The organism is Vibrio sp. V31_P5A7T61 (genome assembly GCF_009904895.1).
In the GTDB taxonomy this organism is placed as follows: Bacteria; Pseudomonadota; Gammaproteobacteria; order Enterobacterales; family Vibrionaceae; genus Vibrio; species Vibrio metschnikovii.
Genome location: NZ_WXWI01000033.1, coordinates 175,430 through 198,835, shown reverse-complemented (window position 1 = coordinate 198,835; position 23,406 = coordinate 175,430). Strand labels below are relative to the sequence as shown.

Genomic DNA, 23,406 nt, shown 5'->3' with positions numbered 1-23,406 from the left:
CGACAATACACACCGAGGCGAGATTCATCCCCAAAAAACCATCAAGCTTGGCGCATTTGTCCTAATGCACGTTCTAAGGACGCGTCCAATGGTGCACTGATATCCATTTTGTCTCCTGTTGCGGGATGCATAAATTGAATATTGGCAGCATGTAAAAACAGTCGATTAATGGAAAATTGACTCACGTAGGCGTCAAATCGGCGATCACCATATCGGTCATCCCAAGCGATGGGATGACCCGTATATTGAGTGTGTACACGTATCTGGTGCGTTCGCCCTGTAATCGGGCTTGCTTGAAGCAAAGTTGCCTGGGCAAACTGTTCGAGCACTCTAAAACGAGTTTCTGATGGTTTACCATTAGGGTTTACCCGAACAATACTATTAACCTCATTTTTTAATAATGGTGCATTGACCACTTTAACATTCGCAGGCCAACGCCCCATCACCAATGCAAAATAGTATTTTTGTACCGTTTTCTCACGAAATTGCGCTTGTAAATGACGTAAGGCCGAGCGCTTCTTAGCGACCAATAGAATACCAGACGTGTCTCGGTCAATACGATGGACGAGTTCTAAAAAACGTGCCTGTGGACGCAATGCTCGCAAAGCTTCAATTGCACCAAATTTTAAACCACTACCACCATGTACTGCCGTTCCAGAAGGTTTATTGAGAATCAAAAGATGATCGTCTTCATAGACGATACACGCTTCTAGTTCAGCAACGCGATTAAGCTTGATACTGGGTGCGGCCGGTTCTGAGTCATTGACCTCCATCGTCACCGGAGGAATACGGATGCTATCGCCTGCGGCCAGTTTATACTCAGCCTTAACGCGCTTTTTATTAACTCGCACTTCTCCTTTGCGCAAGATTCGATAAACCACGCTCTTAGGAATATTTTTTAATTGGTTACGCAAAAAATTATCAATGCGTTGACCAGCCATATCTTCATCGATATCGACGAACTGGACTTGGGTTTTAATTTCGCTCATAACCGCCATTTTAACCTTAATTGGCGGAAAATCACCTTTTTCTTCACAGGAAAAAACTACGTTTACGATAAATGCCTCTTCAAACTGGCGAAAATAACAGCAAATCTTCGTTACACCTTGAAACACCTATGACAGTGAATCAAAGAATCACAAAGTTATTGACGTTTTTCGTGACGTAGACCTCGCGAACTGTGATCTTTTTGTACAGACCGTTAAAAAAATAAGGAGTTTCTTACAATGCCGATTGCTGAGTTTAGCAGTCACTGCTATAGTTCACAGCTGCAAAGTATGAAAGGTTTGGCATGTTGTTTAGCCTTTTATTCCTTGCAAAAATGTGAGTAGTTCTCTGACTATTGATGTGCAGCATATGGCGTAAGACACGATTGATAGCGGTTTTCTTGTTGTTCTACTCCTCGCCTTTTCATGTTGAGTACCTACCGCCACCGCGCGGTTCACAAGCAAACGTATGCTTGTGATAACTGAAGTGCCCTCAGAGCATCCCCTCCAGCCGGGAGGCTGTAATCAATAAGCCATGGGATCTGGCACCGTGAAAACGAAATACAACAACAAGAATAATAATCAAAACAAAGAAAAGATAACGAGATTTTAAATGAAAAGAATGTTAATTAACGCAACTCAAAAAGAAGAGTTGCGTGTCGCTTTGGTTGATGGCCAGCGACTGTTTGATTTAGATATTGAAAGTCCTGGACATGAATCCAAAAAAGCCAATATCTACAAAGGCCGTATCACTCGTATTGAACCTAGTCTCGAAGCTGCATTCGTTGACTATGGTGCAGAAAGACACGGTTTCCTCCCTCTTAAAGAAATTTCCCGCGATTATTTTCCTGAAGGTTACACTTACCAAGGTCGTCCAAGCATTAAAGAAGTGCTGCGTGAAGGCCAAGAAGTAATTGTTCAAGTTGAGAAAGAAGAGCGTGGCAGTAAAGGCGCAGCCTTAACCACCTTTATTTCATTAGCCGGAAGTTATTTAGTTCTTATGCCCAACAACCCTCGTGCTGGCGGAATTTCTCGCCGTATCGAAGGCGATGAGCGTACCGATCTAAAAACAGCATTAAGCACCTTGGTCTTACCACAAGGTATGGGACTTATCGTCCGTACTGCGGGAGTCGGAAAAAGTGCTGAAGAACTGGAGTGGGATCTGAATGTTCTACTCAATCATTGGAGTGCCATTAAGCAAGCCTCTGAGTCCAACCCAGCGCCTTTTCTCATTCACCAAGAGAGTAACGTCATTGTTCGTGCGATCCGTGACTATTTACGTCGTGATATTGGCGAAATCCTCATTGATAGCAATACCATTTACGAACGAGCGCTTGAGCATATCCGTCTTATTCGCCCAGACTTTGCCAGTCGCGTAAAGAAATACGACGGTGAGGTTCCGCTATTCAGTCACTTCCAGATTGAAAGCCAAATTGAATCGGCCTTCCAACGTGAAGTTCGCCTGCCTTCTGGTGGTTCGATTGTTATTGACCCAACCGAAGCCTTAACGTCGATCGATATCAACTCGGCTCGTGCAACCAAAGGCAGTGATATCGAAGAGACTGCCTTAAATACCAACTTAGAAGCTGCGGATGAAATTGCTCGTCAATTGCGTCTTCGCGACTTAGGCGGCCTAGTGGTGATCGACTTTATCGATATGACGCCAGTTCGCCATCAACGTGAAGTTGAAAACCGTTTACGTGAAGCCGTGCGTTTAGATCGCGCTCGCGTACAAATCGGGCGTATCTCTCGCTTTGGTTTGTTGGAAATGTCTCGTCAACGTTTAAGTCCTTCTCTAGCAGAAGCCAGTCATCACATTTGTCCTCGCTGCTCAGGCACTGGGGTTATTCGTGACAATGAATCACTGGCATTATCTGTACTGCGCCTTATCGAAGAAGAAGCACTGAAAGACAATACGGTTCAAGTTCTTGCTGTGGTACCTGTTTCAATCGCGTCTTATTTGCTGAATGAAAAGCGCCGCTCGATTAACCATATTGAACGTAATCAAGAAGTGAAAATCACCATTGTCCCTAACTCGGATATGGAAACGCCACATTTTGAAGTGCTACGTATTCGTGAAGGCGAAGAACAAGAGATTCTCTCTTACTTGATCCCAAATAAACTGGAAGCAATGAGAGAAGCCGAAGGGAAAGAACTGACTGACGCTGAAATTAAACCTAAGCGTATTGAAGAGCCAGTACTGAAAGGTTTTGCTTCTCCAGCCCAAAATGCACCAGCACCGAGGGTTCAAGTAGAAACAGCGCCAGCAGAACCAGTAACAGAAAAGCAGCCGACACTGGTCAGCCGTTTCTTTAAAGCACTATCAACGCTATTCAGCTCAACGTCTGAAGAAGTGAAAGAACCCGTTGTGCCCGCTCAAATAGAAACGAAACCCGCACAACCTCGTCGTGAGCGTAATGAACGTCGCCGTAATCCGCGTGATAAGCACAATAAACGCAAAGCGGATGACGTGGTTGAAAAGGCAGACAAAGAATCAGCAACACCTGCGCCACGTAAACAACAAGATCGCAAACCTACCCAAGAGCGTCCTGAGCAGCCTCGTCGTAATAAACCACAACGAGACAACAACCAATCGCTCAAACTTCAAGAGCAAGGTCGTCAACTGGCTGAAGAAGCACAAAAAGAGGCCGTTCCATCCCCTCGTGCCGACAAAGCCATCACGCCAGACATTCAAGAAGTAAAACCAGCGGTTGTGAAAGAACGCCGTCAACGTCGTAAGTTGGAGAAGTCGATTCGCGTTAAGGATCAACAAACTTCAAATCCTGTCGTTGATGAGCCGATAGTGTTAGCGCCTGATGCGGAACAAGCAACACCAACACTGGTTGACACCACACCATTAGCAGCTATTGAAAGCCCAGTCGACCAAGAGCAAACCAGTCATGCTGATGCTCAAGATCAAGACGAACAGAAACAACGCCGTAATCGCCGTTCACCTCGCCACTTACGTGCCAGTGGACAACGTCGCCGTCGTGGTCGTGATCGCCGTCCAAACCCTTTCCGCTTACGTAAAGGAGGAGTGGCATCGCCTGAAATGGCAATGGGTAAAGTCATGCCGCGTTATGACCTTGCTAAACCACATGGACAACAGCATCAAGCAGTAGTAACGCCAACAGAGGTAACGACCCATCAACCGTCTGTTGATGTCAATACTGAGGCTTCGCCAGTGACACCAACTGTCGTGCTCGGTGGATTTGCTTTCCCAGAAATGGCCATGGGTAAAGTGATCATTCGTCGTACTGAAACAGACGTTGTATCACAAGATGCGCTAGTCACGACCGTCGATAGTCAGCAAAGCGTTGTTGAGCAGCCTATAACAAGTGAAGCAACGCCTGATGCAGAAGTGCAGATTATTGTCGCTAGCGAGTCAATAGAGACCTCTGTTGAGAGCATAGAACAGTGTGCTCCACAATCAGAGACACAAAATGAGACCGTTGAAGATCTACAAGAGCCATTGGTGATCAGCGATACGGATATTGAACCTGTGATTGTTGAAACCGATGACTTATTACCTGAAGAAGCACCGATTGTCATTAACGCCCCTACGTTAACCAATCATGCTCGCAAACAAGGTTATGCGTTTGCTCCAATGGCAAAAGCCCCGGGTTCAGCAGACTTAAAAGAGATCAATGTCGTGGCAGCTCCAGTCCGTGACCAACGTTATCAGCCTCAAGGTGCTGGTAGCCAAGCTGCACGTACACAAGCAGCGGCAGGCATGACCAAACCTCAGTCTTTCTAACTCGTTATACCGATTAAAAAGGCGTCCTTATTAAGGACGCCTTTTTTATTAGTTAACTAACCACTCGTCAATCAATCTCTGTGACAAACTAAAAAGCATAGCTTAAACTAAGCGTACTATAAATTTCATCGCGGCTCTTTCCTTTAGCAACCGTGCTGTTATTGATGTACTCCGTATCAAAAACCAAAGCTAAACGTTCAGCCAATTTATTGGATAATGAGCCTTTTATGCTCGTCGTTGTATTGCTATCACCATAATCGACTCGCGCTGACGCACCAATCGCTAAATTTTGGCTAATCGCACTTTGCGCTTGTACAAATGCATTCGCAATCCATTCATTATCACTACGTGAACCCTGCACCGTCGAAGAAGGCTGACGTACCGAATGACGAAAACCTGGACCTAAACCTAGATCCACTTTAGTAGTTTCTGTATCCAGTAATGTCGCCCCAAGTCCTCCAACTGCTAAAGCTTGATGACGATAGGTCGCATACTGATCATGCTCATACTTACTATTACCAAATACGAATAAGTGCCGGCTGATATCATGTTTAATATCGTAAATAAGACGATACTTGTTCGTACCATCATCATTACTGTCAGATTTATAGGAATAAAAGGTCGCTAATGCTAACTGCTGTCGCCATTGCTCCTGTTGATATTTAACCAGCGCACCTGAGTTTACCGAAAGTGTTGATGCACTATTTTTAGAATAAATAAACCCAAGCTTAGCATCACCACTCCATGGGCTTTTTGTATCGGTAACGTCTGCTACAGCAAAACTAGAAGTCAATAATCCGATCCAGAGTGTACTCAATGAAAATGGAATCGTGTGTTTCATCATCAGCGTTTATCCGTTCATTAATCGAAATAAACGGTCACTCTAACAAACCTATTGAATACCTAAGTAAGAATTATGTTAAAATCTTTCTATATTCATCGACTTAACATAGATCATTATTGTTTTACATGCGTCATTCTCTTGATGGTAAATACGCTGCTCTGTCGCTATCTCTTGAGCGTATGAAGGATAATTTCAGATCACCATCAAAATTGATTACATAAAAAAGCAGCCATATAACTGGCTGCTGAAATCAAGGTTCATCGAGAATCATTAAGCGTTTTTGGCTGCTGAAATCAAGGTTCATCGAGAATCATTAAGCGTTTTTGAACGCTTTGATAGCCTGTAAATGCTGAGAGATTTTTTTGAATTTGTGTGGTTGCTCTTCATCCCATACAATTGAATAATAGGCTTGTAACTGCTGTTCCGTTTGCTGGTTATCTAAAACTGCATCCTGTCGTGATAAGAAAACTAGGCAGCGGCCTTTATTTTTCATGCGATATTGCTCAACACATTTCGTGGCAATATCTTCATACTCTTCTGGCCTGTCAATTTTTCCTTGCATATTGCGTTCTGGGTGCAAGTTGGGGTTAAACATTACTTGCTTAATACCACACAGAAAACCTATTCGCTCAGCCCAATATCCGCCTAATCCAACACCGCAAATCAGTGGATGGGGATCATCTGAACGTTCAATCGCGCGATGCACTTCTTTTAGTAAATGCTGCATATCATGCTTAGGATGTTGTGTGCTATAGCTGATAAAGTGCACATCATCATCAATAAATTGCAGTTGTAAAATTTTCTCGTGATTGCCCGGACTGGTTGAATCAAATCCATGTAAATAAATAATCATACGCTTCCCCCACTGCTTTGAATGTTTAATCTACCACGAAAGCTAGGGATTAAAATGTTATCTACTGCATTATTCATGACTTCAACTCAAGCTTGCTGAGAAAAAACCGCTAACGTTTGTTGTAATTTAACCGCTTGCTGCAAATAAGAGTCATCGCCCCAAAGCTGAAATGCGAGTAAATACCACAACATCGCCATCAATTGGCAGCGAGGTTGCCACATTTTTACACCAGCAATCCATTCATCAACCTGATCGATCTGACGATAGTGGCAATAACGAAATACAGATTCCAATAATGGCAGCTCAGTCGCTTCAATCATCAAAGCAAGATCCAAACGAGGATCAGCAAGAGTGGCGTACTCCCAATCGATCACTCGGTAGCCTATATGGGTTTGAATAATGTTGTAACCAGCAAAATCGAAATGACACAAACTCGCAGGTATTGACGAGCAACTCGGTGCTGATCGCCATTGATGATAGAGGGCTTCATACTCGGCACTCTTCAATTTATCGGATAGCTGCAACCAATAGTGATCGACACGTGCGGTGTAATTAAAAGGGGCTACGGGTAGACGAGTTACCGAGGTTTGATGGATCTTGGCGAGCAACGGAATTAATGAGTCACCGGGCAAGCCTTCCATCAACGCTTTACCCGCTACCCATTCAACCAATAATCCTTGATCATTAATGATGATGGCTTTAGGTCCGAGCTGTGTTTGCTCTATCGCTTTTAGAATTTGATATTCTTGAAAACGAGAAATAGCGAACGCTTTAGTGATTGTGGTAACGGGCCGCCACACATAGTGCTCATCAGCAGAGTGTTCAATCCGCCAACAGCGATTGGTTAGACCACCGACTAGGGTTTGTGCATATTCTGGAGGAGAAGGAAAAAAGTGAGTTAATGACGCTAACGTCGTATCCAGTCGACATGCTTCACGCCACGACATTTTCGCCATCACTCACCTCATTACTGTATACTTACCAACCAAATAAGCTTCTAGACTGCTGTTTACGTATTTCTGTTTCATCAGCCCACTCAATCAAACCCGTTCTCAAGTCCATTAAGCGCATGGTCATTTTGTAATAGACATCTTTATCATTACCGGCACTTTTAACAATGCTTGATAAGTTACCGTACAGCATGTATTGCGCACCGACCATTTGTCCAAATTGAATCGCGGAACGTTGGTCAACCAACTCATCGGTATTTTGGAAATTCAGTTGCTTACGTACCGCTTCAACACGATCCATATCGACAAACCGGAATTTACCTGAATTGAGCATTTTGGTACTAATAGTGTCAGTGATCGATTCAGTATCAATATGCTCACTGGTTTTATTCTTAATCCGTTCCACAAAGATGATAGGACGTGCATCGCGGGTGATCGCTGCTACGGAGCCCGACATCATCATGCTATCGACCATCTCTGCCGCGATTTTTTGTAAATCCGTAGAACCAAAGTCGACAGTTACTGTTTCCACCGCTTGTGCATCACCATAACTGACTCGGTTCGAACATCCGCCCAATAAAACCGCGACACCAAGCAGTGCAATTACACTCTTTCTCATGTTGTTTCCTCAATTCATCTGATCAATTAATTATTTAACTCACGGATTTGTAATCGAAACTGCGTTCCTTGCGGATTAACTGACACTTCTGACATGGTGCGTTGTTCACCGCCACGTAACATCAGTGCCTGCCAAGTTCCCGGCTGTGGATTAACTTCAAGCCCATTATCATCATACCAATAAAAACGATATTGAAGATGTTGATCACCGCGATAACGACTGAGTACTTGTACTACGCCTCGAGTATGACCATGAGCTTGAACGGTTTTAATCTCTTCTATTTTTACTCTTCCCGCCAGCACATTATCAGCAAATAGCACCCGTTGACTCATACCATCAACTCGCATACCGGCGGTATTACTGGCACAAGCCGTTAGAAAAAAGAGCGCCAATACACTTACAATGATTGTTTTCATCATAACCTTCCTAGTTGTCGGTGCCAGATGGTGGCTTTACTTCCTTGCCGAGAAACCCACACCAAAGTCGTACCGCCTTCTGGCACATTAAAGGTATAGCTTAGACCATCAGAAGTCAGAGTTTGCTCACCTGATTTTACGCTATGATGCGTCGCATAAACACGACCGGGCAAAGTTATCCAACTTCGAGTGTCCGGTTGCTCCGTTAACGTATTAAACACATTCAGCAAAAGGCTACTCACCCCATCACCCTGTGTACTCTCTTTACGGATTTGATCTTTGGCAACCACCCGCAAAGCTTGACGAACCACCATACTCGGCATACGTTCGGAGAGGTCATGCCTTGCCATCAAATTAACATCGGTCAGTAAATCACTTGGTAACACTTGTTGATTTAAGAATAGTGGAGAAAAACGCGTCGGTGCGGCTGTTGGATAATAAGGTAATGCCAAAGAGTATAATACCGTATTCCCCCGCCGATCCGAGAGAGGGAGTGTCAAACGCCAATTCTGTCTCGCATCAACAACCCCCTGCTCCTCAATAATAATCACTTGACCTTGCTGAGCATGCAGCGCTGTTCTTTCACCATAGCGTTGCGTCAGTTGAGATAAATGCTCATTCATACCTAAACGCTTCGCGACCCGCATCGTACCATCAATCACGGCACGATTGGATGGCACCACCGCTAATGCTCGCCGATAATCAACATAAGCGCTGTTTAGGTCATCAGCGGCTTCATACAACAACGCCGACACGTACAACAGATAACCACTCTGTACTGCTTGTAGTGTCTCTCCTGCATCCGGGTATTGCGCTAAAATACTGCCAATATTGGGAGTAATACCGCTTGCTCGTAACTCTTTCTGTGCTTTTTCTAATTGCGCTTGACGGTTTTTACGAGCTTGCTCTTGTACCTGATTCGCGCGACGCATTTCAACCAATGCACTTTCTAATTGATTACTATGCAGGTAGTTCAAGCCCAAATAAAGGTGTAAAAAACCGAGCTCATAATCAGCAGGCGTATATTCTTGCAAGTTATCATTGATAGCCAATGCACCAGCACTGCTTGCCGTCGCACTTAATGAAATAACGGCTTGATCTTGCTGACGTTGAACAGCCGCATCAGATAAGGCGAATGCCGAACGACTCTGTTCAAATTGCTCAGCAAGTAAATAAACCCGTCCTTTTTCGAGATTATCTAAAATATCACCAGCGACATAATCCGATAACGTTGCACTAGCTTGAGCATAATCGCCCTCTTTTACGGTCTGATGTAACCGAGCATTTTGCGCACTGTAATGGCTAAATAAGTTACCAGCGGTAAAACTAGCACAAGCGCTCAGTAATACGCAGACCGAAAGTAAACCGCTGCGCAGCAGATAAACGTTCACTCGGTGTTTTCTCCCCCGCAAAGCCAGTATCAACTCATCAACAGCGGACCTAAAGGTCGGCCACCAACCAAATGCATGTGAATATGGTAAACCTCTTGACCACCGTGGGCATTACAGTTGACGATCAGACGATAGCCATCGGCTGCAATTCCTTCTTGCTTAGCTATTTTTTTAGCCACGGTAAAAAGACGTCCTAAGGCTAATTCATCCTCATCGGTCACATCATTCACAGTCGCAATCAATCGGTTAGGGATAATTAAAATATGGCTTGGTGCGCGTGGATTAATATCGCGAAATGCGGTAACCAGTTCGTCTTGATAAAGAATATCAGCAGGGATTTCTTTACGGATGATTTTGCTAAATAGGGTTTCTTCAGCCATGACATACTCCATTAATAGGGATGAATAAAATCGTTTCCGTTGAGTATGCGACAAGGGACGATAAAGCTCAATACAAAACACGGCCCACTTAACAGAATGGCTTTCAACTACTTACGCAACCGACGTTTTGCTGCCCGGATCATGAAATGCGTGTGTCATTATCAATACAATACTGACTAATTTGTTAATTTTTTATGACTGCCATTCACACCATTTATTGTTGCACGTCAAACACTAGAAACGTCACCCGATTGACAACGTTCAATCATACTAAGGGGCTGCGAGTCTGACGAAGAGTACAATCTTAAATGGAATGAATCTTGTTGAGTCATTTTGCTACAAAGTACTTCATGGAGAGAAATATGCAAGGTTCTGTTATTCGACGAATGTACGCAGGCTTTACCCTGATCATTATCATGTTCGCCATTACCGTGACCATCATGATGGACAGCATGCGTCAGATCCACCAAAATTTCGAAGGTGTAACGAGTTCGGTATTACCACTGGTCTCGTTATCTAATCAAACCAGTGTCCAGCTCCTTTCTGCTGATAAATCGTTTAAAGATTTTTTGACCACCCAAAATGTTGAGCTGATGAATCAACGCCGTCAGGAATTTACTCAAGCACAAAGTGAATTCCAGCTCTTGATTGATAAACTAGCCGCAGCGAGCGCTCAACATTCGGTACTCGAAGAGCGGATCAGCGCTTTACGAGAACTAGAACAACGCTACTTCAATGAAGCCTATTTAGCGATGACCAACTATCAAGCGATGTTTGATGCGCAGGCTAAAGTGCAGCAATCGACTCGTGACTTTCAACGCCTGCATTCATCACTCAGTGTTGGTATGAGGGAACTGGTTGATCAACAAACCAGCGTATCGATAAAGATGATGGCGAATGGTTATTTTATGCGCCTAAGGGATGCCGAGCTAATCACCTCTGATGCCCTGGCAAGTTCAGATCGAGAGTTTGTCGATAAATCTCTCGCCAGAAATCGGCGGGCAGTCTCTCAACTCAATGATGCATTCAGAGGCCTAGCAGCTCAATTACCTGAACTTAACCGAAATTTTAGTGAATCTATTCAACAGTTCACTCTAGATGTAGGTCATAAAGGTGGCGTGCTTGATCAACATAATGAGTATCTACAAGCCCGCTACGCTCTGTATGATAATATTGCCAACCTAGCGAAGGATGTCGATAACGCAATGGTTATTTTAGATTCCTTTAACCAAGCAGCAACGCAAGATTTAAATCACGCGTTGTATGATGCGGGAGAAGTGTATGATTCTAGCGTCTATCGAGCGATTGCGATCGGTTTATTGGTCACTCTATTAGCAGCGGGGATTGGCTATCATATTGCTCATAGTGTAAGAAGCCCCCTTAAGCACATACTCACCACCTTAGAAAGTTTAACCCAAGGCGACATGACCAAACGTATTGAAGTTCGCCATCATAATGAATTTGCTCGAGTGAGTTCGCACATTAACTCTTTAGCCGATAATCTGCATGATATTCTAATGAAGCTGAACACCGCATCCGATGATCTCACCCTGACCGCGAATACTAACCAATCAACATCACAACATGCGCAAAATAAACTCAATAGCCAACGTGAGCAAACCGCGAATGTTGCGACAGCAATGACCGAAATGGCTCATTCGGTACAAGAAGTGGCGAATAATGCGCAAAACTCTTTGCATATGGTCCAACAAGTAGAAAGCGCGTCAGAATCTGGACGACGGATCATGAATGACAACATCACCACTATCAATCAACTTGAATCGCGCCTGACCGATTCCGTCAGTGCCGTCAGTGAACTGCACAAAATGAGCAGTAAAATTGGCTCGATTTTGGATGTAATTCGCAATATCGCCGAGCAAACGAATCTGCTCGCACTAAATGCGGCTATCGAAGCGGCACGCGCAGGAGAACAAGGACGAGGCTTTGCGGTTGTCGCAGATGAAGTGCGTGTATTAGCGCAGCGTACTACGCAATCGACGTCTGAAATCGAAACCATGATCAGTAACTTACAATCTAGCTCAAATACGGCTAGTAAAGTGATAGAGAGCTGCATGCAAGAGATGGATCAATCGGTCGAAAAAGCTTCAACGGCCAATAGTGCCATGGAGGAGATCCAAGCTCTGATCATCGAGATTAGCCAAATGAGTACCCATATTTCCCAAGCGGCACTCGAACAGAGTGAAACCACTAGTTCAATGGCTCGCAGTATTGAAGACATTAATCATATTGCCGATCAAAGCTATCAAGCGATGAGTGAAATCGCCCAAACCAGTGCAAATTTAACTCGTCTCGCCGAGCAACAAGGGCAATTAGTACACCGTTTCACCTTGTAATTTATCCAATCATTATGCCCTGAGTTTTCAGGAACCACACCCAGCCCCATGATCATAGATACAGCTTGTGAATGGGGCGCTTACTCATCCCCCCAGCTAAGCGTATTGTTCTCCAGCATTGGGTTAGCTCTGTGTCAAAACTGCGCTGCTCTGGTACTTTTATTCGCTCTTCTGGTTGTTTTTTCACGGCCTCACCGTTATATCAACACAAAGGCTTGCACACTTCCTATTTCCCCTCTCCACTTTGCAAGCCACACATGAGGATTATCTATGGCCGTTCATGTTGGCATTATTGACCAAGACCCCGTGCGTTTAGTCACCCCCCTACTCGACAATCGGACCATCAGTCGGCACATTGTGTTTATTGGTGACGACTCTCAGCGCAGTCTGTTTTCTCGCTTAAGTACCGTTCTGGATCGGCGTAAGATCACATCAGAGTTTTTTGAAATACCTGCTGGCGCTGAGATAGCCAAAATAAAAGCCGCAATTCGACAACTGGCAGAAAAACTCAAAAATCGTAAAGAAGAGGTGAAATTGAATGCCAGCTGTGGCCTTCGTCATCGCTTACTGAGTGTGTATGAGGTATTTCGTACTCATCATTGGCCTATTTTTGTCGTTGAACCCAGCAGCGACAGACTTTGCTGGCTCTATCCAGAGGATGCTGGCGACACACAGCTGCAAGATAACATCACCATTGCCGATTATCTGACTATCTTTGGCGCTCGGGGTGAGTTCAGTGAATACCATTTATCGCCTCAGCTCGATCTCAAACTCCACGCTCTAGGACAGCGTTGGGCAAGTCACGCACTGGAACTCGGTCCCGGTCTGGCTACGCTCAACTATCTGGCGACCACGTGCCGAAAAGAGCAACGTTTAGAGGTTGAATTATCAGAAAAGCAGCAAGGCTATCGAGAGTTAAATTTATTGCTCGATGATTTGGTTGACAGTGGAATTGCCACTTATCAACAAGGGATACTGACCTTTGTCAATGAAGATGCACGCCGCTTTGCCAATGGCGAATGGTTAGAAACCTTAGTCCATAGTACAGTAAAACAGATCCAACACGATCTACCGACCATTCAAGACTGCTCTCTTAATGTACAAGTCTATCGTCAGCTTGGTGAGCGAGAGGTTCGTAATGAGCTGGACGTCGCCACCGTAGTCAACAACAAACTGCACATCATTGAATGCAAGACGAAAGGCATGCGCGACGATGGCGATGACACCCTCTATAAGCTTGAATCTTTGCGTGATTTACTTGGTGGCTTACAAGCGAGAGCAATGTTGGTGAGTTTTCGTCCACTCCGCCACAATGATATAACTCGAGCAGAGGATCTAGGCTTGGCCCTGATTGGACCCGATGAGTTAAAAGATCTGAAAACTCATCTTACTCATTGGTTTAAAGCAGCAGGAGGTGGAGAGGCGGTATAATCTTTACGACCAACAAGCGTGAGATTCAAGTGAACCATCAGGTTCATCAGCGCTCAGCAAGATAAGCATTCCTCGTTCAATAGCGCGTCATGAACGATTGAACGAGGAAAAGGATAGCTAATAGCTAGTGATCATCCTCGGTAAAGTTCGATGGCAACGTCATCTTCATTTGATTCCAAATCTGCGCACTAGCAATACCATAGTGGCGGATCACATGAGGCAATTGCTCAAAATTTTCGGTCTGACACACATCCAGCAACTGATGATAAAACGCAAGGGCCAGTTGACGAGCCTCAGGATTAGAAAAATAGTAGCTACCAACACGGTCATAGAGCTTCTTAACCCCATTAAAGATCAAGCCATAAATTTGGTTGCCCGAGTGGAAAGCTAAACGTTGAAAAAGCATGTAATCATAGAAGTTGAACGTTTTAGCGATCAGGGCATCTTGACGTTTTTCTTCATCTTTCTCACCATCTTCTTTGATATGCTGTTTGATTTTTTCGGCATAAGGTGAAGAAGCGATAAACGCATCCCAACTTTCAGCATTCAGCAGTGCTTCACTGCACTCAATCACATTACTGATCGTTCTTGCCGAGCTCTCTTGATTGTTTTTAAATGCGTAACGCATAAAGATTGGGCTGATATTAGTCCGTGCCGCTAACAGATCCTCAACGATACTGGTGGCATTTTCGGCATCCAATGTCATCAAGGTGTCTAATATATGCAAACCTGAGGTTTCCATAAATTGATTCACTTTGGTCGGCTTGCCATGTTGAATGGTTAACCATCCATCACGAGCCAGACGCTGTAATACTTCACGTAAAGTGGTTCGAGTAACGCCGATAAGTTCTGATAATTCACGTTCTGCGGGTAAAATTGACCCAGGAGCAAAGCGGCCATTCCAAATGCTTTCGATGATGTATTTTTCTGCAAAACCCGCTGGGCTTTTTGCCTTGATAACCATTAACTACTTATCCAGTGTCTGTTGATTTGCGTCGAATAGTACTCATCATACCACCAGTTGTCATTCAGCGGAAACAAACCCTCAGTAAAGTTATGTGAGCTTTTTGTTGGAGTAATTACTCTATCTTTTAGCAAGGTTTTATTAGTCTCGTCATATAACTACGATTTTTTCAATGTAACTTACCAAAAACAAAGCGTTAAAAGCCGTGCTACTATATTTACTCTCCAATCCTCATCCTCTACTCTTATCCGTCTCTATCCTCAACGACTGAGGAAGCCAGTAGCAGAGCTGCGGCTCATCTCATGTCATCAAGGTCGCTAACTAACTGAGAGAAATAACCATGCCGATGTCACTCGGAAGTGCCTTTATTAAAAACTTTTTAGGCAAAGCGCCTGATTGGTACAAAGTTGCCATTATTACCTTCCTTATTATCAATCCTATCGTCTTCTTTTTCATCGATCCTTTTGTTGCCGGATGGTTGTTAGTCGCGGAATTCATTTTCACTTTAGCTATGGCGCTGAAGTGTTATCCTCTCCAGCCCGGTGGATTACTGGCGATTGAAGCGATTGCGATAGGCATGACCAGTCCAGAACAGGTCAAACACGAGTTAGTCGCCAACATTGAAGTTCTACTTTTATTGATGTTTATGGTCGCAGGGATCTACTTTATGAAGAACTTGCTCCTGTTCATTTTCACCAAAATCTTACTCGGCATCCGCTCCAAAATACTGTTATCTGTCGCCTTTTGTCTAACTGCCGCATTCCTTTCCGCTTTCCTTGATGCGTTAACCGTCATCGCCGTGATCATCAGTGTCGCAGTCGGATTCTATGCCATTTATCATAAAGTGGCTTCTGGGCAGCCCATTCTCGCTACGCACGATCATACTCACGATGAGCAAATCTCTGAACTGACTCGTAATGACTTAGAAGACTATCGCGCTTTTCTACGCTCACTATTAATGCACGCAGGCGTCGGTACCGCTTTAGGGGGCGTGATGACCATGGTTGGTGAGCCGCAGAATCTTATCATTGCCGATCACGCGGGTTGGCTTTTTGGTGAATTTTTCATCCGTATGGCCCCCATTACTATTCCTGTGTTGCTTTGCGGTATTTTAACTTGTGTGGTGATAGAAAAATTTCAGATATTTGGTTATGGCGCTCCACTGCCTATCAATGTACGACAAATACTCATGGACTTTGATAGCCAAGCTCGCCGCAACCGAACAAAACAAGATATTGCCAAACTTTGGGTTCAGGCCTTGATTGCCGTTTGGCTGATTATTGGCTTAGCTTTACACCTTGCTGCGGTTGGTCTGATCGGTTTATCAGTGATCATTCTCGCCACCAGCTTTTCTGGCATCGTTGAAGAACATGCGATGGGTAAAGCTTTTGAAGAAGCGCTGCCCTTTACCGCGTTACTGGCGGTTTTTTTCTCGATTGTCGCCGTGATCATCGATCAACAACTGTTTACACCTATTATCGATGCGGTGCTGCATATTGATGATAAGGGCAGTCAACTGGCTCTGTTTTATGTTGCTAATGGCTTGCTATCGATGGTTTCTGATAACGTATTTGTCGGTACGGTCTACATTAGCGAGGTTCAAGCGGCGTTAACACACGGCATTATCTCAAGAGATCAATTCGATCTTCTTGCAGTGGCAATAAATACCGGGACCAACCTCCCCTCTGTAGCAACGCCTAATGGCCAAGCCGCTTTCTTATTTTTACTCACTTCAGCGCTAGCGCCATTAATTCGCTTGTCGTATGGACGCATGGTGTTTATGGCGCTACCCTATACCATTGTCATGACCTTAGTGGGATTAGTCGGTGTGATCGTCTTCCTAGAACCGATGACTGGGTATTTTTATGATCTTGGCTGGATAACCCATCATAGCCTCAAAGCGGGAGCCATGCTCAGCAGCCATTAAAAATTGTATTGAATAAGAAACCAATCCAAGCTAAAAAGCTCTAATCGACGACGAAATGACTATTTCGTCGTCATGTTAATTTAGCAAGGACAGTCATGTGAACTTTATCTTTCAACTTCAACGCTTTTCCCGCTCTCGTCTATCATGGGCTTTACTGCTTGGCTTAGTGATTTTTTTTGAACTTTGCGCACTTTACTTCCAGCATGTCATGCTGCTTGCTCCTTGCGTGATGTGTATTTATGAACGTATCGCTATGCTCGGCATTGTCGGTGCCGCAGGTATTGGCTTAATTAACCCCCAACGCGCTCTGTTGCGATGGCTTGGTTTTGCCGGTTGGGGTTACAGCGCTTATCAAGGCCTAAGCCTTTCACTCCAACATGTCGATTATCAACTGAACCCATCTCCATTCAATACTTGCGATCTGTTTGTTACTTTTCCAAGTTGGGCACCTCTTAATCAATGGATGCCGTGGATGTTTGAAGCGTATGGCGATTGTAGCGAAATCTCTTGGCAATTATTCAATCTATCGATGCCGCAATGGTTGGTGGTAATTTTTGCAGGTAATTTACTCGCGCTGAGCGTGATGGTGGCCGTACAGTTTGTAAAACAGAAATGATAAAAATGCCCACCATGATGTGGTGGGCAAAATCAGCAGTGCAATTAATTACTTAAAAGAAGTATTTGAAACGAACGCGAACACCTACATCTTGATCATCGGCAGCGTTGTCAACTTTCGAGAAGTAAGAACCCAAGTAGATAGAGAAATCTTGTACATCCATTACGTTAGCAATTTCATAAGATGCCCAAGTCGTATTCATTTTCTCTTTGCTGCCAGTATCTGCTTGTGAATAGATATGGCCTAAACCAAAGCGCTTATACTGAATCACTGCACCAATGGAAGTATCTTTTTCAGTACCAGTGACATCAAAATCACGGTAGGCGTAACTCAAATCCAGACTAAAGTCTTGTACTGAGTAGTTAACCGTTGCACCGTAACCAAGATAATCATTAGCCGCATCGGCTTTATCTGCCGTTAAGTTTGCTTCTAATGCTGCAGCAAAACGTAAGTTATCTGTAGCTTGGAAAGCGACCACAGGGCGAACAAAAACTGCGTTTTTGTCAGCGCCATCATTTTGCTTAAACAGCGAGCCTAATTCAAAGTAGAGACTATCGATCGATTTTGCATAGCTCACTTGACCATAGTCACCACGACCACGAGCGTCTTTCATACGGTAAGGTTCAATAACATCGCCAGCGGCACTAGTACGAGCAAAATCGAGCATCGTATCTTGGCCAACAGGGAACATATCAAATCCTTCAAAGCGACCAATTTTTAATTCCCAATCGGCTTGGCGACCAATAGCGAAGAAAGCATCATCCAGATCCACATCACCGCTGGATTTTAGTAGCGGCTGAACTTGAACTCTTAAATAGTGATCATTCGCGACTTCACGTTCTGCTGCGATCTGCACCAAAATACGGCCACTTTGACTAAAGTCTTGAGTACCTTGATTGTTTCTGTCTTTATCGACGAAGTTAAGATCATACTCAACATCACCGCCAATCGTAAATAAACCCTGTTCATTTTCAACGCTGATCCCTGCATTTGCAGCCAGTGCAGCAGAGACCAAAACAGAAGCAAGCGAAAGTTTACCAAAGGTATTAAATTTCATTATTATCTCCATTGACCTTAAGGTCATTGTGTTGATTTTATTAGTTTAGTGCTGTCCTTAGCTTTACCCAGACCCCAAGTGTGCGATTAGGGGGTACATCGTTTTCATGTGGTTATCGTTTTGAAGTCCGAGGTCAGTGACCACTGTGCATGAGAATCCCTTCGTGCCGCTGACGAGCTGAGTGTACATTCACCAAATAGATAGAAACCATGAATCTGATCACAATGAAAACCGTTCCCAATTAATAAATTATGAATTATTTCCGTTTCGTCACGCTTATTAAATTAATTTGGATACGAAATTAATTACTGGCATGATTTTTAATGTTAATTTTTTTACTGAAAAAATTAATTAAACCCAAGAATGTTATTGGCTTGATAAAATATGTGGGCATAGGCATGGATAAAATGATGAATGGCGGAGACGAGAATGATATTACTTATGTGTGCATGATATCGTTAGAGGTTAAATAATAGCTCCCTTCTCTTGGTCTGAAAATAATCTTGCTTTCACCTCGACATGATTTAGCTTATCGTCAATCAAGCCTCACCATCATTGGGCCTGTTACGGTCGACTTGCCGAATTGGTCATGGCAAACCTTCCTCTAGCAGTCATAAAAATAGCGCGCCATGTCAATGCGAAAAACAAATATAAATATGCCAATGATCGAACCACTCTCAGTATCCGTAAACGAGCTTAACTGACAGCGAATTAATCGTTTTAGCACTTTTCTTTGTTGACAAAATGAAAAACTGCAGTGAACTCGGTAGCTTTGTTGTGACGTAGAATGCCAAATGGCTACTTAGTTGTAACATACGTGTATAATGTGTTGCAGACTGCTTTGTTTTCTTTAGAATAATGTGCCGAAGCAAACTAGTTGATAGATAATCCCTCATCACTGACTTAGTTTTGACGTTTATTTATCCATTACATAAGACTCTATGGTTTCCTGGGAGGAAAAATGAAAACCAAAAGTAACATTAAAGTTACTTTGATATTGTTAGGGGTTGCGGTTTTAGGTCTTATTGGCGCTATCTTCAGCACTGATATGGTGTTGTTTGATCCCAAAGGACCGATTGGTGAAGCGCAAAAATCACTGATCATTACCTCCGTGCTACTCATGGCAATTATCATTATCCCGGTCTTGTTCATGGCGATTTACTTTCCTTACAAGTACCGTCATAGCAACACTAAGGCTGAGTACAAACCCAAGTGGGAACACTCAACGAAGATTGAAATCGTCGTTTGGGCGATTCCATGTTTGATTATTCTCGCGTTGGGCCGCATCACTTATCTTACTGCTTTTTCACTCGATCCGAGGCAAGCAATAGAGTCAGATAAGCCACCGTTGACTATTCAGGTCGTCGCGATGAACTGGAAATGGCTATTCATCTACCCAGAGAAAGGAATCGCCACCATCAACGAAATTTCATTTCCCGTTGATCGCCCAGTGCAATTTCTGGTGACTTCAGATACAACAATGAACTCTTTCTTTATCCCTCAATTAGGTAGTCAAATCTATGCGATGGCAGGGATGGAAAACCGTTTGAGTTTAATGGCTTCTGAAGAAGGTGTTTATCGTGGCATGTCAGCGAACTACAGTGGATTAGGTTTTTCCAATATGCATTTTAAAGCTCATGCCGTCACTGATGAGCAATTTGAGCAATGGGTTAACCAAGTAAAAAGTTCAGGCAACGTGCTTGATGACTATAGCTATCAAGCGCTAGTGGATAATTCCCACGAGCAGATTCGAACTCAGCACCCGATTACCTACTTCTCTACGGTTAATCCACTGCAATTTAAAGACATCATTGAGAAATATTCAGGAGTCCAAAATGGCTTATAAAGGCGATGTTCATGCCGAGCCGAATGCAGTCTTCGGTAAACTGAACTGGGACGTTATCCCGTATCATGACCCGGTTATTTTACCCGTCATGCTTGCGGTTGTTCTCGGCGGTTTAGCACTGCTCGGTTATATCACTTACGCAAAAAAATGGGCTTACTTATGGCACGAATGGTTTACCTCTGTCGACCATAAGAAGATAGGTCTGATGTACATCATCGTCGCAGGTGTGATGATGTTTCGTGGATTTGCTGATGCTGTCATGATGCGTTCGCATCAAGCGGCAGAGAGCGTCGGTCTTGGATACCTTCCACCAGAGCATTACGACCAAGTCTTTACCGCTCACGGCGTGATCATGATTTTCTTTGTTGCGATGCCCTTTATCGTCGGCTTAATGAATATCATTGTTCCGCTGCAAATCGGGGCTCGAGATGTCGCCTTCCCTTTCCTTAACTCTTTGAGTTTTTGGTTATTCGTGGCAGGGGCAATTCTTGTCAATATCTCATTGTTTGTCGGTGAGTTTGCAGCAACGGGTTGGTTGGCTTATCCTCCTCTTTCAGGGAGTGAATATAACCCTTGGGTCGGGGTCGATTACTGGCTGTGGGCGCTGCAGATATCCGGGATAGGTACCTTGTTAACTGGGGTTAACTTCATCGCGACGATATTGCGCATGCGAGCGCCTGGAATGAAACTCATGCAGATGCCGGTATTTACTTGGACATCGCTCTGCGCCAACGCCTTAATTGTCGTGGCATTCCCGATTCTAACCGTCACTATTACCCTACTCACCCTTGACCGTTATATCGGTACTCACTTCTTTACAAGTGACATGGGTGGTAACCCAATGATGTACGTAAACTTGATTTGGGCTTGGGGTCACCCTGAAGTTTATATCTTGATTTTACCTGCATTTGGTATTTTCTCAGAAGTGGTGGCGACGTTCTCACGCAAACGTCTTTTCGGTTATACATCGTTAGTTCTTGCTACCGCCGTAATCATGCTGCTCTCTTTCGTAGTTTGGTTACACCATTTCTTCACCATGGGGGCGGGGGCGAGCGTCAATGCCTTCTTTGGTATTGCGACCATGATTATTTCCATTCCAACCGGGGTGAAAATATTCAACTGGCTGTTTACCATGTACAAAGGACGGGTCGAGTTCTCAGCCAGTATGTGGTGGACTTTCTCATTCCTTATCACCTTCACTATCGGTGGTATGACAGGGGTTATGCTGGCCGTTCCTGCGGCTAACTTTGTCCTACACAATAGCTTATTCGTTATTGCCCACTTCCATAACGTGATTATTGGTGGTGCACTGTTCGGCTACTTTGCAGGTTTAACCTACTGGTTCCCAAAAGCAACCGGCTTTAAGCTCAACGAAAAATGGGGCAAGATCTCTTGTGTCCTATGGAGTGTCGGCTTCTTTGTTGCCTTTATGCCTGTCTATGTATTGGGCTTTAACGGCATGACTCGTCGCTTATCGAGCATAGAAAACCCAGAATGGGCACCGCTATTGTGGATTGCTGCTGCGGGTGTTGGTCTCGTCGCTCTTGGCGTGGCTGCGCAAGTATGGCAAATCTTCATCAGTATCCGTGATCGCAAAGATAACTTAGATACCACAGGTGACCCATGGAATGGCCGCACTCTTGAGTGGGCGACCTCGTCACCACCACCATTCTATAACTTTGCGACATTGCCAAAAATTCACGATCGTGATGAGCATCACTACCGTAAAGAACATGGTATGGCATACGTGAAACCTGAGCGTTACAAACAGATCCATATGCCAAAAAATACTTGGGCTGGCGTCGTAATCAGTGCTTTCTCATTGGTATTTGGATTTGCTTTTGTTTGGCATATCTGGTGGATGGTGATTGTTGGCTTCGTTGGTATGATTGGGGCGTGGATTGCTTACAGCTTCGACCGCAACAAAGATTACTATGTTCCAGTATCGGAGGTTGAAGCGATTGAAACTCCGCATCTAGAGCGCGTTTATCAAGACCACCCGCATTTCAACTCTCAACCAGAGCTTTCTGGCTCTAAACAAACGGTATGAGGATTGAGGAGTAATAATGAGCACACATACTCAAACTAATGACTTACATGATGATCATGATCATCATGATACCGCCGGTGACGATCTCTTTGGCTTTTGGGTTTATATCCTAAGTGACTGTTTATTGTTCGGTACCCTGTTCGCTGTTTTTGCGGTTTTTTCTAACAGCTTTGCTGGAATGGTTGAACCAAGCGCTCTGTTTGACCTTTGGTTTGTTGCTGGCACAACGGCTTTACTATTGCTAAGTAGCTTAACCTTCGGTATGGCAATGCTAAAGCAAAATGCCCATGATATGAAAGGCATGGCGACTTGGCTAGGCATTACTTTCGCGCTAGGCTTTGGCTTCTTGATCATGGAGCTCTATGAGTTCCATCATCTTAGCCTCGCTGGGGCTACTTTTAGCACCAGTGCCTATTGGTCATCTTTCTACGCATTGGTGGCGACTCACGGTCTGCACGTCTTTGCCGGTTTAATTTGGATGATCGTCTTATTCTTCCATTTTAAACGTGATGGTTTCACCACAGCGAATAAGACTCGCTTAGCACTACTCAGCTTGTTCTGGCACTTCTTAGATATTATCTGGATCTGTGTATTCAGCGTAGTGTACTTAATGGGGGTAATGTAATGGAACACTCTTATGAACAGACCCATGGTGGTCAAGCGCATGGTAGCGTGAAAGAGTACTTACTGGGTTTCTTGTATTCGGTACTCCTGACGTTAATCCCATTTGCGATGGTGATGGCAGACATTGGCTCGCCAACCACCAAAGTTGTGGTTATTCTGATCTGTGCCGTGGCTCAGATCCTAGTACAACTTGTGTTCTTTCTACATATGAACACCTCATCAGAGCAAGCTTGGAATGTGATTACCGCCGTCTTTTCTGTGGTAATTGTCGCTATCGTCTTAGTCGGCTCTATGTGGATCATGCAGCATCTTAACCACAATATGCTGATGGGACACTAACT

At 44.2% G+C, this 23,406-nt stretch carries 19 protein-coding genes; 9 read left to right on the top strand and 10 right to left on the bottom strand.

Annotated features, from left to right (window positions below; genetic code table 11):
* Positions 1–41: 41 nt before the first annotated feature.
* Positions 42–989: a 23S rRNA pseudouridine(955/2504/2580) synthase RluC gene (rluC, locus tag CAG58_RS08455; protein WP_154168609.1), complete on the bottom strand. Its 948-nt coding sequence runs from the start codon at positions 987–989 to the stop codon at positions 42–44.
* A 610-nt stretch (positions 990–1,599) separates the two neighbouring features.
* Between rluC and rne the strand changes: the two genes are divergently transcribed.
* Positions 1,600–4,743, top strand: a complete 3,144-nt coding sequence (rne, locus tag CAG58_RS08450) for a ribonuclease E (protein WP_202598233.1) — start codon at positions 1,600–1,602, stop codon at positions 4,741–4,743.
* Positions 4,744–4,831: 88 nt separating this feature from the next.
* Here the strand turns inward: rne and CAG58_RS08445 are convergent, their stop codons facing one another.
* The 7 genes from CAG58_RS08445 to hinT all read right to left on the bottom strand — a co-directional run bounded on the left by CAG58_RS08445 (position 4,832) and on the right by hinT (position 10,196).
* Positions 4,832–5,587: a DUF481 domain-containing protein gene (locus CAG58_RS08445; RefSeq protein ID WP_158144071.1), complete on the bottom strand. Its 756-nt coding sequence runs from the start codon at positions 5,585–5,587 to the stop codon at positions 4,832–4,834.
* Between the two features lie 313 nt (positions 5,588–5,900).
* Complete coding sequence (ycfP, locus tag CAG58_RS08440; RefSeq protein WP_040904480.1) at positions 5,901–6,440, bottom strand: alpha/beta hydrolase YcfP; 540 nt, start codon at positions 6,438–6,440, stop codon at positions 5,901–5,903.
* An 86-nt stretch (positions 6,441–6,526) separates the two neighbouring features.
* On the bottom strand, positions 6,527–7,396 hold the full coding sequence (locus CAG58_RS08435) for a phosphotransferase (protein ID WP_161426180.1): 870 nt from the start codon (positions 7,394–7,396) through the stop codon (positions 6,527–6,529).
* Between the two features lie 22 nt (positions 7,397–7,418).
* Complete coding sequence (gene lpoB / locus CAG58_RS08430; protein WP_161426181.1) at positions 7,419–8,009, bottom strand: penicillin-binding protein activator LpoB; 591 nt, start codon at positions 8,007–8,009, stop codon at positions 7,419–7,421.
* 26 nt (positions 8,010–8,035) lie between these two features.
* A complete protein-coding gene (locus tag CAG58_RS08425; RefSeq protein ID WP_161426182.1) occupies positions 8,036–8,425 on the bottom strand; it encodes a YcfL family protein in 390 nt (129 codons plus the stop codon).
* Positions 8,425–9,816 (bottom strand): hypothetical protein, encoded by a 1,392-nt coding sequence (locus CAG58_RS08420; protein ID WP_161426183.1) that lies wholly within the window; start codon positions 9,814–9,816, stop codon positions 8,425–8,427. Before CAG58_RS08420 ends, CAG58_RS08425 begins: the two co-directional genes overlap by 1 nt.
* Positions 9,817–9,845: 29 nt before the next feature.
* A complete protein-coding gene (gene hinT, locus CAG58_RS08415; RefSeq protein ID WP_004395614.1) occupies positions 9,846–10,196 on the bottom strand; it encodes a purine nucleoside phosphoramidase in 351 nt (116 codons plus the stop codon).
* A gap of 362 nt (positions 10,197–10,558) precedes the next feature.
* Here hinT and CAG58_RS08410 point away from each other — a divergent pair, with 362 nt between their 5' ends.
* Together CAG58_RS08410 and CAG58_RS08405 are read left to right on the top strand one after the other, a co-directional pair.
* The gene (locus CAG58_RS08410) at positions 10,559–12,550 is read left to right on the top strand and encodes a methyl-accepting chemotaxis protein (RefSeq protein WP_161426184.1); all 1,992 of its coding nucleotides are present in this window, start codon (positions 10,559–10,561) and stop codon (positions 12,548–12,550) included.
* A gap of 270 nt (positions 12,551–12,820) precedes the next feature.
* Positions 12,821–13,981 carry a DUF1887 family protein gene (locus CAG58_RS08405; protein ID WP_154168616.1) on the top strand — a complete coding sequence of 387 codons (1,161 nt, stop codon included), beginning with the start codon at positions 12,821–12,823 and terminating at the stop codon, positions 13,979–13,981.
* Between the two features lie 124 nt (positions 13,982–14,105).
* Here CAG58_RS08405 and fadR read toward each other — a convergent pair whose 3' ends face one another.
* On the bottom strand, positions 14,106–14,945 hold the full coding sequence (gene fadR / locus CAG58_RS08400) for a fatty acid metabolism transcriptional regulator FadR (protein ID WP_158138165.1): 840 nt from the start codon (positions 14,943–14,945) through the stop codon (positions 14,106–14,108).
* 340 nt (positions 14,946–15,285) lie between these two features.
* Here fadR and nhaB point away from each other — a divergent pair, with 340 nt between their 5' ends.
* Positions 15,286–16,872, top strand: coding sequence for a Na(+)/H(+) antiporter NhaB (nhaB, locus tag CAG58_RS08395; protein WP_158144075.1), 1,587 nt, complete (start codon positions 15,286–15,288; stop codon positions 16,870–16,872).
* Positions 16,873–16,969: 97 nt separating this feature from the next.
* Positions 16,970–17,488 (top strand): disulfide bond formation protein DsbB, encoded by a 519-nt coding sequence (dsbB, locus tag CAG58_RS08390; protein ID WP_161426298.1) that lies wholly within the window; start codon positions 16,970–16,972, stop codon positions 17,486–17,488.
* Between the two features lie 52 nt (positions 17,489–17,540).
* Here dsbB and CAG58_RS08385 read toward each other — a convergent pair whose 3' ends face one another.
* On the bottom strand, positions 17,541–18,545 hold the full coding sequence (locus CAG58_RS08385) for a carbohydrate porin (protein WP_161426297.1): 1,005 nt from the start codon (positions 18,543–18,545) through the stop codon (positions 17,541–17,543).
* Between the two features lie 961 nt (positions 18,546–19,506).
* Between CAG58_RS08385 and cyoA the strand changes: the two genes are divergently transcribed.
* From cyoA to cyoD, 4 genes are read left to right on the top strand one after another with little or no spacing between them, the layout of a single operon-like run.
* Positions 19,507–20,391, top strand: coding sequence for a ubiquinol oxidase subunit II (gene cyoA / locus CAG58_RS08380; protein WP_158144077.1), 885 nt, complete (start codon positions 19,507–19,509; stop codon positions 20,389–20,391).
* Positions 20,381–22,441, top strand: coding sequence for a cytochrome o ubiquinol oxidase subunit I (gene cyoB, locus CAG58_RS08375; RefSeq protein ID WP_115152710.1), 2,061 nt, complete (start codon positions 20,381–20,383; stop codon positions 22,439–22,441). Before cyoA ends, cyoB begins: the two co-directional genes overlap by 11 nt.
* Before the next feature lie 16 nt (positions 22,442–22,457).
* Entirely contained in the window at positions 22,458–23,066 is a 609-nt protein-coding gene (gene cyoC / locus CAG58_RS08370; protein ID WP_158138158.1) for a cytochrome o ubiquinol oxidase subunit III, read from the top strand.
* Positions 23,066–23,404 (top strand): cytochrome o ubiquinol oxidase subunit IV, encoded by a 339-nt coding sequence (gene cyoD, locus CAG58_RS08365; RefSeq protein ID WP_004395624.1) that lies wholly within the window; start codon positions 23,066–23,068, stop codon positions 23,402–23,404. The genes cyoC and cyoD overlap by 1 nt, the downstream gene beginning before the upstream one ends.
* Positions 23,405–23,406: the final 2 nt, after the last annotated feature.